The sequence below is a fragment of the Shewanella sp. 433 genome (assembly GCF_059338565.1).
This window is the reverse complement of sequence record NZ_CM181703.1, coordinates 86,918-102,058: the sequence shown is the minus strand read 5'-3', so window position 1 is coordinate 102,058 and position 15,141 is coordinate 86,918. Positions and strand designations below refer to the sequence as shown.

Here is a 15,141-nt window from a genome sequence, read left to right as displayed (position 1 = left end):
GAAAGAGTCATGGGTAACGAAACAACAGCAGTAAAAAAAGTGGTATTGGCCTACTCAGGTGGCCTGGATACCTCGGCAATTATCCCTTGGTTAAAAGAGACCTACGATAACTGCGAAATCATCGCTTTCTGTGCCGATGTCGGCCAGGGTGAAGCAGAACTTGAGGGATTGCATGAGAAGGCTATCGCTTCGGGTGCATCAGAGTGCCATATTGTCGATTTAAAAGAAGAGCTGGTGGCCGATTATATCTATCCTACTATCGCCACGGGTGCCATTTATGAAGGGACGTATCTACTGGGTACTTCTATGGCTAGACCGATTATTGCCAAGGCTCAAGTGGAAGTGGCACGTAAAGTTGGCGCCGATGCTTTATGCCATGGCTGTACGGGCAAGGGCAATGATCAAGTGCGTTTCGAAGGCTGTTTCGCGGCACTGGCTCCCGATCTGAAAGTGATTGCACCATGGCGTGAGTGGGAGATGGTGAGCCGGGAAGATCTGCTCGACTACCTTGCCGAGCGAAATATTAAAACCACAGCGTCGGCGACTAAGATTTATAGCCGCGACGCTAATGCTTGGCATATTTCTCACGAAGGTGGTGAACTAGAGGACCCATGGAACGAGCCAAGTAAAGGTGTTTGGACCATGACAGTGGCGCCAGAAGATGCCCCAAATGAAGCCGAATATGTGTCAATTGAAGTGGAAGCTGGCCGAGTCACCAAGGTTAACGGTGAAGCATTATCACCGTATGCGGCGCTCATGACACTTAACACCATTGCCGCGGCACACGGTGTAGGCCGTATCGATATTACCGAAAACCGTTTGGTAGGAATGAAGTCACGTGGTTGTTATGAAACTCCTGGTGGCACTGTGATGTTTGCCGCGCTGCGGGCGATTGAAGAGTTAGTGCTAGATAAGAGTAGCCGTGAATGGCGTGAGCAAGTGGGCGCGCAAATGGCTCATTTGGTTTATGACGGTCGTTGGTTTACGCCGCTGTGTGAATCACTGCTGGGGGCATCGCAGCCGCTGGCAAATCTGGTTAACGGTGAAGTGGTGATTAAGCTCTATAAAGGGCAAGCACAGGCAGTGAAGAAGCGTTCTCCCAATAGCCTATATTCAGAAGCCTTTGCCACCTTTGGTGAAGATGACGTTTATAACCAGAAAGATGCTGAAGGTTTCATTCGTTTATATTCATTAGCTAGCCGCATTAGAGCATTAAACGCTAAGTAATTTAATGAGTTTACCGCTTGCAAGGGGCGAGTTATCGCCCCTGTATTTTTACCGTATTAAGAGGATATCGAGATGGCGTTATGGGGTGGAAGATTTAGCCAAGAGAGCAGTGCACTGTTTAAACTTTTTAACGATTCGTTGCCCGTTGACTATCGCTTGATCGAAGAAGACATTGTTGGCTCAATAGCATGGGCCGATGCTATCGCCTCGGTTGGTATTCTAACTGATGTTGAATGTATTGAACTAAAAAGTGCGCTTAATCAGCTTCTCGATGAAGTTAGCGACAAGCCTGAATTAATTTTGGCCTCAGGAGCGGAAGATATTCACAGTTTCGTCGAGCAATCACTGATTGCCAAGGTCGGCGACTTAGGTAAAAAATTGCATACGGGTCGTTCTCGGAATGATCAGGTGGCCACCGATCTTAAGTTATGGTGTAAAAAAGAGGGGCAAAGCCTATTAGTTTTGCTGGGTAAACTTAGAAGCGCCTTACTGGATTTAGCCGAACGTGAGCTCGATGCTGTTATGCCGGGCTACACCCATCTTCAACGTGCTCAGCCCGTGGCATTTGGTCATTGGTGTTTAGCCTATGTTGAGATGTTCGAGCGTGATATTAGCCGCTTAGAGGATGCGTTAACACGCGCCGATACTTGCCCACTGGGCACTGGTGCACTTGCGGGTACGGCTTATCCTATGGATCGTTACGCGCTGGCGAAATCATTAGGGTTCGCATCACCGACCCTGAACAGTTTAGACACCGTCTCTGATAGAGACCATGTAATTGAATTATGTAGCGATGCGTCGATCAGCATGATGCACTTAAGCCGTATGGCCGAAGACTTAATCTTCTTCAATAGCGGAGAAGCGGGTTTTATCGAGTTAGATGATCAAGTCACTTCTGGCTCATCATTAATGCCGCAAAAGAAAAACCCCGACGCGTTAGAGTTAATACGGGGCAAAACTGGCCGAGTTTACGGTAGCTTAATGGGGATTCTAACCACCATGAAGGCTCTTCCTCTGGCTTACAATAAAGATATGCAAGAGGACAAAGAAGGGCTATTTGATGTGATGGATAGCTGGTCTATTTGTCTGGAGATGGCGGCGTTGGTGTTGTCTGGTTTAAAGGTGAATCGTGAAAATACCCTAAGAGCAGCGCAGCAAGGGTATGCGAACTCGACTGAACTAGCGGACTATCTTGTTGCTAAAGGGATGCCTTTTAGAGAGGCGCACCATGTCGTCGGTGAAGTGGTTGTGGCCGCTATTGCTGAGCAAAAACCGATTGAAGATTTTGCATTATCTAGCTTACAGACCTTTGCCAGCGTGATAGAGCAAGATGTTTATCAATGCCTGACTATCGATTCATGCTTGGCTAAGCGTGAAGCCTTAGGGGGCACTGCATTACCGCAAGTCAAAGCGGCGCTGAGTGCCAAGCAGGCATAAGTGTTATCGTTATCACATTTATGTGAAAAAAAACCTGCCGCGGCAGGTTTTTTTATGGTCAATATTCTGACTTCAATGAGGTGTAGTCGCTCACTCATGTCGCTTATTGGAACAGTTCTTCTACGGCATCATCGATAAAGATGTCATCTTGCTGCTGGGGCTCTGTAGCCGTTTCAGTCGGCTCGGTGCCGCTGATAAAGTATTCAAATGCACTGGTATAGTCAGTTTTACGGCTGAGTTTACCTGTGGCTAAATCAATGCGCGCCGAAACAATCCCCTTGGGTGGTTGCGATGGCTCTTCTGGGGTATTGGCGAGGGCATTTTTCATAAACTCGTTCCAGGCCGGCCCTGCGGTTTTTGCGCCGGCTTCGGCGCCCGATATCTGATCTTTCGCGCCATTAGCATTCCAAGCGGTGCGCCCCAGTTCTTTGCTGTGGTCATCGAAACCAACCCACACCGTGGTGACAAGTTTTGGATTAAATCCACTAAACCAGGTGTCGCGAGATTCGTTGGTGGTACCAGTTTTACCGGCAATATCACGTCGATTAACCACGCGAGCGGCGCGCCAGGCGGTGCCGTTCCAACCCGTGCCTTTGCTCCAATCGCCCCCACCCCAAATAACACTTTTGAGTGCATCGGTAATTAAGAAAGCGGTTTGCTCTGAAATAATGCGCTCGGCATGACGCGCTTCAATAGGGCAACCATTTACGCTTACCGCTTGTGATAATTCATTAGCCGTCTCTGCATTGGTGGCCAGATCTATACCTGTGATCAATGCTGGCTGCGTTTCATTAGGCGCCTCCTCAATTTCGGGAGTACAGGCAAGAGTCGGATTCGACTGCTCAATAGTTTGTTCGTACGCGTTATCAATATGGTCGATATAATAGGGCTCGACGCGATACCCCCCATTAGCGAAGGCCGAAAATGCGGTGACCACCTGCAATGGCGTTACCGAGGGCGAGCCCAATGCTAACGATTCATTTTTGGGCATATCTTCTCTATCGAAACCAAAACGGACTAAGGTATCAATAGTCTCCTCTAAGCCGGCATAACGCATGGCTCTGACAGACATGACGTTAATGGATTGCGCTAGACCTACCCGTAAACGGGTTGGGCCTGTGTATCTGTCGGGGGAATTCTTAGGTCGCCATGCGGTGCCTTGACGGATGTCGGCGTTATTAATGGGCGCGTTATTAATCAAAGTTGCGAGGGTATAGCCTTTTTCTAGCGCGGCAGTATAAATAAACGGCTTAATGTTAGACCCCAGTTGACGTTTAGCTTGGGTCACGCGATTGTATTGGCTGGTGTGGAAACTGTAGCCACCGACTAATGTTTTGATGGCACCATTATGGGGATCAAGAGAGACAATGGCGCTTGCCACCTCGGGGATTTGAGACAACTGCCAGATATCGGCATGGCGGATCCAAATTTGCTCACCGACATTTAATATCTCGCTGGCCACTTTAGGAGCGCGACTTTGACGAGTGTTGCTAATGAACTTACGCGCCCATTTTAATCCCTGCCACTCGAGGGTGATAGTCTGTCCCTCTGCGGTAAGTACTTGGGCATGTTGTTCGGCCACTTCGAGCACGGCAGCGGGTTCTAATCCTTGGAAGCCCTGTGTCTGTTTGAGCTGCTCGATAATGCTTTCGTTTGCTGGTGTAGCAGCGCTCGGCTGCCACAGTACCTTGGTCGCACCGCGGTAACCGTGGCGTTCATCGTAGGCGTAAACATTATTTCTTAAGGCTTGCTGCGCCAGCTGTTGTAGCCTTGAGTCGATCGTGGTGTAAACGTTATAGCCACCAGTATATGCTTCTTCTTCACCATATTTATCAGCTAGATAATCGCGTGCCATTTCAGAAATATAGGGTGCGTATAACTCAACTTCTGCGCCGTGATATTCAGCAGTAATAGGAGCCGCTATCGCCGCTAAGTATTCCTGTTCGGTAATATTATTTTTTTCGAGCATACGGCTAAGTACCCAGTTACGACGATTGATGGCGCGAACGGGATTGCGAATGGGGTTAGCTGCGGATGGCGCCTGTGGCAGACCTGCAATCATGGCAATTTCTGGTAAGGTGAGTTGCGTGAGATCTTTGCCGTAATAGACTTGAGCCGCTGCACCTACGCCATAGGCGCGATTACCTAAAAATGAGCGATTCAGATAGAGGGTGAGGATCTCTTCTTTGTTGAGTGCTTTCTCAATTTTAAGGGCTAAAAAAATCTCTTTAATTTTACGAATATAGGTTTTTTCTCTGGATAAGAAAAACCCCCGGGCAACCTGCTGAGTAATAGTACTTGCCCCTTGACTCTTTTTACCAGTAGTGGCCAAAATAAAGGCAGCGCGAATGATACCGATAGGATCGATCCCTTTGTGTTCAAAGAAACGAGCATCTTCGGTATCGAGCACCGCGTTGATCAGTTGCTGGGGGACCTGTGAGTATTCCACCGGAATGCGGCGCTTTTCACCGAACTGTGAAATTAGCTTGCCATCGGCACTGTAAATGCGCAGCGGAGTTTGTAATTTTACCGTCTTAAGGGTGGTGACATCGGGAAGATCGGGAAGTACATAAAAGTAGGCGGCGGCAATAGCACCTACTCCTAAAAGAGTGAGGCTAAATAGCGCGATAATAATTCGTTTAAACCACTTCACCAGATTATTCCAATAAATAGAGCAGGCACAACAGTATATAAGGCGAGCGGCTATTGGTGAAGCAAAAATGGTTGTCAAAAAAATGGCAATTGTAAAAGTGACAAACATTTTGTACAAATAGCTATAACGAGTTGATTTTGTGCTAATCTAATTGCTGAAATTATAACAAAAAAGTGATGATGGATATGCTTTCAAATTTATGGAAGCGTCAGGCTCCGCAGATGGTGGGTATCGATATTGGTTCTCACGAAATAAAAGCAATCCTGCTGAGTAAGACTGCTGATGGTTATAAAATTTTGAGTCATGTGGCGGTACCTGTCAAAAAGGGAGCGGTAACCGATCATGAAGTACGTGATACCGACGCCGTTTTAGAGTCGCTTAAATTAATCAAGCGCGCATTGCCTAAATCGGTTAAATATGCGGCAGTTGCCGTGTCGGGTTCGGCTGTTATGACCAAAGTTATTTACATGGACGCTTCGCTGAGCGAAGAGGAGATGGAAACTCAAATTGAAATTGAAGCCGATAACTTAATTCCTTATTCACTCGATGAGGTCAGCATCGATTTTGAAACACTCAATGTGAATAGCACCGATCCTTCAAAAGTCGATGTGCTACTCAGCGCATGTCGCACTGAAAATATTGATGCTAGAGTCGATAGTTTGGATGACATTAATCTCGAAGCTAAAGTCGTCGATATTGAAGGTTATGCATTGGGGCGCGCTTTTGAATTAGTTGCGGCACAACTTCCTGACGGTGGTAAAGATAAAGTCGTTGCACTCGTCGATATTGGTGCCAACATGACGACTTTTTCAGTGGTTGAAGGTGGAGAAACTACCTTTATTCGCGAACAAGCATTTGGTGGCGAGCACTTTACCCAATCGATTCTATCTTTTTATGGCATGTCTCATGAGCAGGCTGAAACCGCGAAAGTAGCTGGTTCCCTGCCGCGCAATTATATGTTTGAAGTGTTATCGCCCTTTCAGAACCAGTTGCTGCAACAGATTAAACGTACGCTGCAAATATATTGTACCTCCAGTGGTAAAGATAAAGTCGATTATATTGTTTTATGTGGTGGCACTTCGAAACTTGAAGGAATGGCAAGCTTGCTGACCAATGAATTGGGTGTGCAAAGCATTATTGCCGATCCCTTTTCTGGATGTTTACATGCCGATGAAGAAATAAAAGCTCGCCTGCAGCCAACAATTAATAAATATATGGTTGCGTGTGGTTTAGCGCTTAGGAGTTATTCTGAATGGCGAACATAAACTTACTTCCATGGCGAGAAGAAGCGCGAGAAAAACAAAAGCGTGATTATTTGGGCATATTAGTAGCGGTGTTTATTGCAGCCTCGCTATTGGTTTATGCCGCATTAATGGTCGTGGATATGATGACCGAAGAGCAGCGTGGCAGGAATGCCTATTTGCAATCTGAAATTCAGTTATTAGAAAAGCAGATTGCTGAAATCAAGAAAATTCGCGAGCGCAAAAAAGATATCGAACGTCGCACCGAGATTATTCTTAATTTGCAACAGGCTCGAAATCTACCCACTCACGTGTTAGATGAACTCGTGCGCATTGTTCCCCCCGGAATATACCTATCAAGTATCGAAAAGAAAGGCAGCTTGCTATGGATAGAGGGGCGGAGTGAATCTAATAACAATGTGGCTAATATGATGCGTAAAGTTAAAACATCACTGTGGCTACATGATCCCAATATGCAGTCTATTGTTGCTCAAAATGAAGCGATGCGTCAGTTACAACGATTCAGTTTACGTGTTTCTATTAGTGACGAGAGTGCAGAAAATAGTACTGCCCAAGGAGCCAGCAAATGAAACTCGATCTGAGTGAATTTAACGATCTCGACTTTGAAAATATTGGGGGTTGGCCAACTCAGGTTAAGGTGGTTTTTGCAACGTTATTGGCGATTCTGATTTTTATTGCCAGTTACTTCTTATTTATTTCAGATGCCATTGATACGTTAAACCGGGAACAAGATAAAGAGATCACACTGCGTGATGATTTCAAAGCGAAATATCAACTAGCGGCTAACCTCAAGTTATATCGTGATCAACTTACCGAAATGGAAATTCAGTTTGCAGAATTACTTAAAATGTTACCCTCGCAAAATGAAATGCCAGGACTGTTAGACGATCTGACGTTTGTTGCTACCGATTCAGGTCTGGGGATAGAAAGCCTCGAATGGCAAGAAGAGATCCAGCGTGATTTCTATATTGAATTTCCTATCAGCATGTCGGTCACTGGTGATTATCATGAGATGGGACAGCTAGTGAGTGATGTCGCCAAACTACCTCGCATCGTGAGCTTGCATGACTTTGTGATTAAGCGGAGTGATCAGGGTCTGCTAGCTATGGAGATATTAGCCAAGACCTATCGCTTTAAAGAAGGCGCTCAGTTACCCAAAGATAAAAATGCCAAGGGGGCTAAGTAATGAAACTGCTACCCTGGTTAGTATTAATTATTGCTTTAACAGGTTGTATGGGAGATCGCAGCGATTTAGAGGAGTTTGTTACTACCACTAAGGCGCAGCATGTTGCTTATGTTCCACCATTAAAACAACCGCCGACATTTGAACATTTCGTATATCAAGCTCATTTGATGCGCAGTCCTTTTGTGCCACCATCACGTGAATTAACTGAAGAGGTGATCGATACGACAAAAGATTGCCTTCAACCCGATTTAAAGCGTCGTAAAGGGCGATTAGAAACTTATGCGTTAGATAATTTAAAAATGCGTGGTACGTTAAGTGAAAAGGAAACGATTTGGGCATTAATAGAAACAAACGATGGTAGTGTTTATCGATTAGGTCTCGGTGAGTATTTAGGGTTGTATCACGGACGAATTGCTAAAGTAACACCGCAAACAGTCGAAATAATAGAACTAATTCCAGATGGTTCAGGTTGCTGGGCTGAAAGATTAAGCAACATGGAGCTGACTGGTGAATAACAAGCGAAGGATGAGGGGAATGATGGAGTCTTCTGCCGCGAAACATGCATTACTAACAATGTCACCTTTAATTAAGGCGGCCTTAGGGCTAGCGTTAATATTAGGTGTGGCACCGTATTCTTCAGCTGCAAACCGCTTAGTGGATGTTAAATACCACTCGGTCGTTGATCACCAGCTAGAGCTACAGTTGATATTTGAAGAGAATGTCGCAGAGCCAGAGATTAATCTCAATGCGTCACCCGCCCAAATTATTTTGGGATTTGATGACAGTTTATCTGGTTTAGAAAAATCGCGATTACCCGTCGATAATGTCGGCGTCAAAGCAGTGTCAACATCTCAAAATAGCGACAGGCTGAATGTGCTGGTGGACTTAACTAAGGTAAAGGCGTACCAAGGTAAAGTGCTTGGCAATATCTATAGATTAACGATTAATGATGAAGTTGTCGATCGCAGTGAAAGCTCGGTTAATCCATTTGTTAATGGTGTAAAAAACATTGATTTTCGTCGCACGACTGAAGGCGGTGGCGAGTTATTGATCAAACTGAATAACGCCTCAGTTGCCGCCAATGTTGAACAGATTGGAGCCAAATTAGAACTCAAATTATATAACACGGATATTGGCTCAGACCTGTTATATGTCATGGATGTACAAGACTTTGCCACTCCAGTTAGAAGTTTTGAAACTTTTAAAGAAGAACTTACCACCCGCTTACTCATCAATATTGAAGGTCAATATGATTTTGATTATAAGCAGGAGGGCGAGCTATTTCGCTTAAGTGTAAATAAGGCAGTAAGGGCGAATGTCGTAAAAGAAGAAAAGAAGTATGAGGGACGCTCGCTGTCACTTAACTTTCAGAGTATTTCGGTACGTACCGTGCTGCAAATCATTGCCGACTATAACAACTTTAACCTAGTCACTAGCGATACCGTTGAGGGGGACATTACCCTTAGACTCGATGATGTGCCATGGGACCAAGCTTTAGATTTAATTCTACAAACTAAAGGGCTAGATAAGCGCATCGAAGGCAATATTTTGATGGTTGCACCAGCCGAGGAGATGGCAATACGCGAAAGCCAAGAGCTTAAGAATATGCAGGAAGTGAAGGAGCTTGCTCCGCTTTACTCTGAATATTTACAGGTTAATTATGCTAAAGCGCTCGACATTGCCGCCTTGTTGAAAGGAGAAACGTCGAGCTTATTGTCTGCACGCGGTACGGTTGCAGTCGATGAACGAACCAATACCTTATTGGTTAAAGACACCGAAGAAAGTTTAGAAAATATTCACCGTTTAATTGAGGTATTAGACATTCCCATTCGTCAGGTTTTGATTGAATCGCGTATGGTTACGGTGAAAGATGATGTATCGGAAGACTTAGGAATTCGTTGGGGTATTACCGATCAACAGGGCAGCAAAGGCACTTCAGGTAGTTTAGGTGGCGCCAATGATATCGCTAACGGTATTGTGCCTGATATTGGTGATCGTCTTAATGTTAACCTACCTGCTGCCGCATCCAACCCCGCTAGTATTGCATTTCATGTGGCTAAGTTAGCCGATGGAACCTTACTGGATCTGGAGTTAAGCGCACTTGAGCAGGAAAGCAAAGGTGAGATCATCGCCAGTCCGCGCATTATGACCTCTAATCAAAAGGCGGCTTATATTGAGCAAGGTGTTGAGATCCCTTATGTGGAGTCGGCTTCTAGCGGTGCAGCAACGGTGCAGTTTAAGAAGGCAGTGTTATCGCTACGAGTAACACCGCAAATTACCCCGGACAACCGAGTTATTTTGGATCTTGAAATTACACAGGATTCACAGGGTAAAGTGGTGGATACTCCGCTTGGGCAGGCTGTTTCTATTGATACTCAACGTATTGGTACTCAAGTGCTAGTGGATCATGGCGAGACGATTGTGCTCGGCGGCATTTACCAGCAACAACTGATCAATCGCGTCAGTAAGGTACCAGTATTGGGTGATATTCCTTTCGTGGGCTATCTGTTTAGGAATACTTCTGATAAAAATGAACGTCAAGAGTTGCTCATTTTCGTAACGCCAAAAATCATTTCAGAAGAACTTTAAGCTTTGATGCTTATGGCAAAAAAGCCAGCGTGTAGACGCTGGTTTTTTTATAGGTGGGTATAATTTCATAGAATTTACTCGCATCACTTGCCTTTGAGGTGGGATAACTGAGATAATCCATGGTCAAGTCTCATTAGAGCAAGGTAACATTTAAGGTCGACCTGATTTTCTGGTTGGCGTAGGCAAACTTCATATAAGATTCAGACGTAAAGCAATGGCTGAAAAACGTAATATTTTCCTAGTAGGTCCTATGGGGGCTGGTAAAAGCACTATAGGTCGTCATCTGGCGCAGATGCTCCATTTAGAATTCCACGATTCAGATCAAGAAATTGAAAACCGCACTGGTGCGGATATTGCGTGGGTATTTGACGTTGAGGGCGAAGAGGGTTTTCGTCGTCGCGAAACACAAGTTGTCGCTGACTTAACTGAAAAACAAGGTATTGTTTTAGCAACTGGCGGCGGATCAATCGAGAGTAAAGATATTCGCAACAATCTTTCTGCTCGTGGCATAGTGGTCTATTTAGAGACCACTATCGACAAGCAAGTTGCGCGTACGCAACGAGATAAGCGTCGTCCGTTACTACAAGTAGATGACCCTCGTGAAGTGTTAGAAAAACTTGCTGAAACGCGCAACCCTCTTTACGAAGAGATTGCTGATATCATCGTCAAAACCGATGAACAAAGTGCAAAAGTGGTTGCCAATCAAATTATTGAACAGTTAGGTTTTTAATCATTAGGCGGTAGCATGGAACGGATTCAGGTTGAACTTGGTGTACGTAGTTACCCGATTTATATTGGCCCGAATCTGCTGGAGAAGCTCGAATTATTTGAGCCGCACCTCCAGAACAAAAAAGTGCTTATCGTCAGCAATGATACAGTAGCGCCCCTGTACCTTGAAAGGGTACAGGCGCTATTGACTCCTTTTCAATGTGCTACGCCGGTCATCTTACCTGACGGTGAACAGTACAAAACATTAACAAGAATGGATGATATCTTGACCTCACTGCTGTCGCAGAACATGGGGCGAGATACTGTGCTTATCGCGCTGGGTGGCGGCGTTATCGGTGATATGACCGGTTTTGCAGCGGCTTGTTATCAACGCGGAGTCGACTTCATTCAAATACCGACGACATTATTATCTCAAGTTGACTCTTCTGTTGGCGGCAAAACGGCAGTTAATCATCCCTTAGGGAAAAATATGATTGGCGCGTTTTATCAACCGCAATTAGTGGTCATAGATACACAATGTTTACACACGCTACCGGCGAGAGAATTTGCTGCAGGTATGGCGGAGGTGATTAAGTACGGTATCATTTGGGATCAGGCTTTTTTCTGTTGGCTTGAAGATAATGTCGCGGCGCTGCAGCGGTTAGATGAATCGGCCTTACAATATGCGATTGCCCGTTGCTGCCAGATAAAAGCAGATGTTGTCGCACAAGATGAAACCGAACAAGGGGTGCGAGCCTTGCTCAATCTCGGCCACACCTTCGGCCATGCCATTGAGGCTGAAATGGGTTACGGTGTTTGGCTGCATGGTGAAGCGGTTGCTGCCGGTACTGTGCTTGCTGCTCAAACGGCTTGTAAAATGGATCTGATCGAACAAAGTGTTGTTGAGAGAATTACAACACTCTTTACTGCTTTCGATCTACCGACTCAGGCGCCTAATTGCATGGGTTTTGAACAGTTTATTAAGCATATGCGTCGTGATAAAAAAGTGCTTCAAGGCAAGCTTAGGTTAGTGTTACCCGAAGGCCTAGGCCAAGCGGGGATTTATGCTAACGTTCCTGAGCCTCTGTTAGAAGAGATCCTTTGCCGCGCTTAACTTGTGTGGTGATCTTGTGACATTTCAAGCTTCGATATTATTACCTAGCCAAGAATCCTTGCTGCATCGTTTGCAGCACGTGATCTTATATGGTCAGCAGTTGACCGTATTAACAGGTGATGATGGTGCAGGTAAAACCACCATAGTCACAGCGCTTGTCGATGCACTCGATGGGGTTAGTTCCGCCTTGGTTACGTGCCCGCAGCACGCCGATTGCGCTGAAATTCGTCGTAAAATCTTGGTGCAGTTATTGTCAGAACCTGTTTTCGATGATGAGTTGCCACTGCCAGAAACCCTGCTAGATTTAGCACAAGCTTTACCGACTCAGAGCCATATAGTGCTCGATGATGCTCACCATCTCCCGCTGGATATTTGGGCCGAATGCATAGTGTTAAGCCAAATGCAGTTGGTGGGTAAAAGCCTTTCGGTAACACTTACCGCCCCCAATGTATTTTTAGGCCAATTATTAGCACAACTGCCAGAGAGTCAACATCAACTGTTACTTCCCATGGTGATCGAGCCGTTAACCTATGCCGAGCGCGAGGCACTCTATTACACCTTGTTGCAGCGCAGTGAGCAAACCACGTTTACCCCCAGAGATATTGTTAAAGACCAACTGCAACAGCAGCGAGGTTTACCGAGTGAGGTGGTGACGTTACTGTCACTTGCGCTTGATGGCGAGCCTGACCCCCAAGTTAAAAGAGGCTGGCTTAAGCCGGCGCTACTGATACTGTTGGCTGGTATCATTGTCGTTGCTGGGTATGTTTACATGCTACCGGATGTTGAGCCACCAGTCTTACCTCAACAAGATACTGTCGCCTCCGTTCGTGCAAGAAGCGCTAATATCGCTTATGGTGAGGCGTTGTTAGCCCGCTATTTTTCAGGCTCGCAAGTGCCTCATGCTGAGGTGATTGTTGAAGGGTCGATAGTGGTCGTGCCCTTGCGGCATGATGCCGTGATAGCTGCTGAGCAGAGCGTGGAAAATCCGTTAAGTGATGTCGTAGAGGCCGAATATAGTGAAGTGGGGCAGTTTGAAACCATCAGTAGCGATAGGGCGGAGATGCAGCTGCATAATGATAAGGTGGAGGTTTTTGCTGTCAAAAATGATGCTGCTGCAGTGGCAACACCAGCGCTACAGCCACAGCCAGAGGTTGAGTCGAGCCAGAATAATAGCGGTGCATTAAACAACCAAATGCCACAGGTGGGCTACACATTACAACTAGCCAGTGTTAAAAAGCTCAAGTCACTCAATGAAGTGATTGCACAGCTTGATGGCTCAGATAATATCAAAGTAGCACGCTATAAGCAGCGCTGGGTCGTGCTATACGGGCGTTATAACTCTCGTGAACAGGCAATGGCAGCAGCCCTGCGTTTACAAAATGAATTAGGAGTTGCACCACCTTGGTTGCGAGTGTGGAGTGATTTATCTCAATATGAGTTACAACAACGGCTCCCGACTCGTGAAATTCAATAATAAACAGAGTACAATCGGCACCTTGTTTTCATGGCGCATTCAATCGATTTAGATGATTAAAAAGCAAAGGGCCTTTCTTAAGTGGGCTGGTGGAAAATTTAAGCTGGTTGATGCTCTCACGCAACACCTTCCCCAAGGCGACCGATTAGTCGAACCTTTTGTCGGTGCTGGTTCAGTATTTCTCAATACTGATTACCAGCAGTACCTGCTATGCGATATTAATCATGACTTGATTAACCTGTACAAAATCGTGCAAGCCACCCCTGAAAAGTACATTCGGGCGGCTAAGGCAATGTTTGTCGATGCTAAGAATGACAAACAAGTCTATTACCAAGTTCGCAGCGAATTTAATCAGGTAAGCGATCCATTTTTACGTTCGGTCTATTTTCTCTATATGAATCGTCACGGCTTTAATGGTTTGTGCCGCTACAATAAGAAAGGCGGCTTTAATGTGCCTTTTGGCTCATATAAAAGACCCTACTTCCCTCACGATGAGATCATGGCGTTTGCCGAAAAAGCTCAGCAGGCGGAGTTTCGCTGTATCGGATACGAAGAGGCGTTCAGCTTTACCCAAAGTGGTGACGTTGTTTATTGCGATCCGCCGTATGCGCCATTATCGACGACAGCCAGTTTTACCACCTATGTGGGCTCAGGTTTTAGCTTAGATGATCAGGCATTACTGGCCCGAAAGGCGCGGCACACCGCGATTGATCGTGGTATTCCCGTGTTAATTAGTAATCATGACATTCCATTAACCCGCGAGCTCTATCACGGTGCCCGTTTCGATACCATTCAGGTGCAACGTAACATTAGCCAAAATGGCAGTGGGCGTAAAAAAGTGGATGAGTTGATGGCGCTATATGATGATAGATATCATAGCGAAAACGATTAAGTCAGTACCAGATTAACAATAACGATTAAGCCTATCACCAAGCCAATGGCTAAAATTATCCCCATGATAAGATAGGGGATAGCAGAGTGAGATTGAAAGTCTCGCTGGCGGTTATGCTCGGTTTGCACGCCAAAAAAAGCAGCTAAAGTGCTAAATAGTAGTTGGATGAGGGAGCGCCTTTTAGTAGCGATTTTTTGGGCTCGTGGGATTAATGTCATCCATCGGGCTGCTTTTATGGCCATGGAGTAATTCTAGTAGGTCGACAAAATGGAACTGACTCGAGCGGCTGTTACCTGTTAACCAATTTATCCAGCTAACATTATCCGATGGTTGCGGACAGCGATTAGCCGGGTGACTTGCAGGTAATGCCGAGTTATAAGCGGTATTGCTATCATGTTCACAGGTCGATGAGTTAGTGCTCTGGATATTCCCCTTAACGTTTACGGTTACAACCCCGACAGCAAATGCTGTAAACGCCAGCAGTCCTGCTGACTTAAGGTTGCCCGACAGTTTTAGCTTATTATTCATGTCTACATCCTGTATCGCACGTAAATATAACAATTGGCAACATTATAGCAAAGCCGTTTATATTTTGAACA

Annotated in this window: 14 protein-coding genes; 11 read left to right on the top strand and 3 right to left on the bottom strand. The window is 45.6% G+C overall.

Translation table 11 applies throughout. The annotated features are described in order from the left end of the window. The first annotated feature begins 9 nt into the window (after positions 1–9). The gene (locus AC5YB1_RS00460) at positions 10–1,227 is read left to right on the top strand and encodes an argininosuccinate synthase (protein ID WP_494520336.1); all 1,218 of its coding nucleotides are present in this window, start codon (positions 10–12) and stop codon (positions 1,225–1,227) included. 72 nt (positions 1,228–1,299) lie between these two features. Beyond that, positions 1,300–2,664 (top strand): argininosuccinate lyase, encoded by a 1,365-nt coding sequence (gene argH, locus AC5YB1_RS00455; protein WP_494520335.1) that lies wholly within the window; start codon positions 1,300–1,302, stop codon positions 2,662–2,664. A gap of 103 nt (positions 2,665–2,767) precedes the next feature. Here the strand turns inward: argH and AC5YB1_RS00450 are convergent, their stop codons facing one another. Further along, positions 2,768–5,317, bottom strand: a complete 2,550-nt coding sequence (locus AC5YB1_RS00450) for a penicillin-binding protein 1A (RefSeq protein ID WP_494520334.1) — start codon at positions 5,315–5,317, stop codon at positions 2,768–2,770. A gap of 185 nt (positions 5,318–5,502) precedes the next feature. Between AC5YB1_RS00450 and AC5YB1_RS00445 the strand changes: the two genes are divergently transcribed. The 9 genes from AC5YB1_RS00445 to AC5YB1_RS00405 all read left to right on the top strand — a co-directional run bounded on the left by AC5YB1_RS00445 (position 5,503) and on the right by AC5YB1_RS00405 (position 14,542). Then, a complete protein-coding gene (locus AC5YB1_RS00445; protein ID WP_494520333.1) occupies positions 5,503–6,582 on the top strand; it encodes a pilus assembly protein PilM in 1,080 nt (359 codons plus the stop codon). Then, positions 6,570–7,148: a PilN domain-containing protein gene (locus AC5YB1_RS00440; protein ID WP_494520332.1), complete on the top strand. Its 579-nt coding sequence runs from the start codon at positions 6,570–6,572 to the stop codon at positions 7,146–7,148. Before AC5YB1_RS00445 ends, AC5YB1_RS00440 begins: the two co-directional genes overlap by 13 nt. Next, positions 7,145–7,765, top strand: a complete 621-nt coding sequence (locus AC5YB1_RS00435; protein WP_494520331.1) for a type IV pilus inner membrane component PilO — start codon at positions 7,145–7,147, stop codon at positions 7,763–7,765. The genes AC5YB1_RS00440 and AC5YB1_RS00435 overlap by 4 nt, the downstream gene beginning before the upstream one ends. Then, positions 7,765–8,280: a pilus assembly protein PilP gene (locus tag AC5YB1_RS00430; protein ID WP_494520330.1), complete on the top strand. Its 516-nt coding sequence runs from the start codon at positions 7,765–7,767 to the stop codon at positions 8,278–8,280. The genes AC5YB1_RS00435 and AC5YB1_RS00430 overlap by 1 nt, the downstream gene beginning before the upstream one ends. 22 nt (positions 8,281–8,302) lie before the next feature. Then, positions 8,303–10,354, top strand: a complete 2,052-nt coding sequence (locus AC5YB1_RS00425) for a type IV pilus secretin PilQ (protein ID WP_494521553.1) — start codon at positions 8,303–8,305, stop codon at positions 10,352–10,354. Positions 10,355–10,568: 214 nt separating this feature from the next. Further along, the gene (gene aroK, locus AC5YB1_RS00420) at positions 10,569–11,084 is read left to right on the top strand and encodes a shikimate kinase AroK (RefSeq protein WP_475515531.1); all 516 of its coding nucleotides are present in this window, start codon (positions 10,569–10,571) and stop codon (positions 11,082–11,084) included. Positions 11,085–11,099: 15 nt separating this feature from the next. Continuing rightward, complete coding sequence (gene aroB / locus AC5YB1_RS00415; RefSeq protein ID WP_475515532.1) at positions 11,100–12,176, top strand: 3-dehydroquinate synthase; 1,077 nt, start codon at positions 11,100–11,102, stop codon at positions 12,174–12,176. Positions 12,177–12,192: 16 nt separating this feature from the next. Further along, the gene (locus tag AC5YB1_RS00410; RefSeq protein ID WP_494520329.1) at positions 12,193–13,650 is read left to right on the top strand and encodes an AAA family ATPase; all 1,458 of its coding nucleotides are present in this window, start codon (positions 12,193–12,195) and stop codon (positions 13,648–13,650) included. Positions 13,651–13,702: 52 nt separating this feature from the next. After that, a complete protein-coding gene (locus AC5YB1_RS00405; protein ID WP_475515534.1) occupies positions 13,703–14,542 on the top strand; it encodes a Dam family site-specific DNA-(adenine-N6)-methyltransferase in 840 nt (279 codons plus the stop codon). On the opposite strand, the gene AC5YB1_RS00400 is transcribed toward AC5YB1_RS00405, so the two are convergent. After that, positions 14,539–14,760 carry a DUF2970 domain-containing protein gene (locus AC5YB1_RS00400; protein ID WP_475515535.1) on the bottom strand — a complete coding sequence of 74 codons (222 nt, stop codon included), beginning with the start codon at positions 14,758–14,760 and terminating at the stop codon, positions 14,539–14,541. The two genes, AC5YB1_RS00405 and AC5YB1_RS00400, sit on opposite strands and share 4 nt — an antisense overlap. Further along, positions 14,723–15,070, bottom strand: a complete 348-nt coding sequence (locus AC5YB1_RS00395) for a hypothetical protein (RefSeq protein WP_475515536.1) — start codon at positions 15,068–15,070, stop codon at positions 14,723–14,725. Before AC5YB1_RS00395 ends, AC5YB1_RS00400 begins: the two co-directional genes overlap by 38 nt. Positions 15,071–15,141 lie beyond the last annotated feature (71 nt).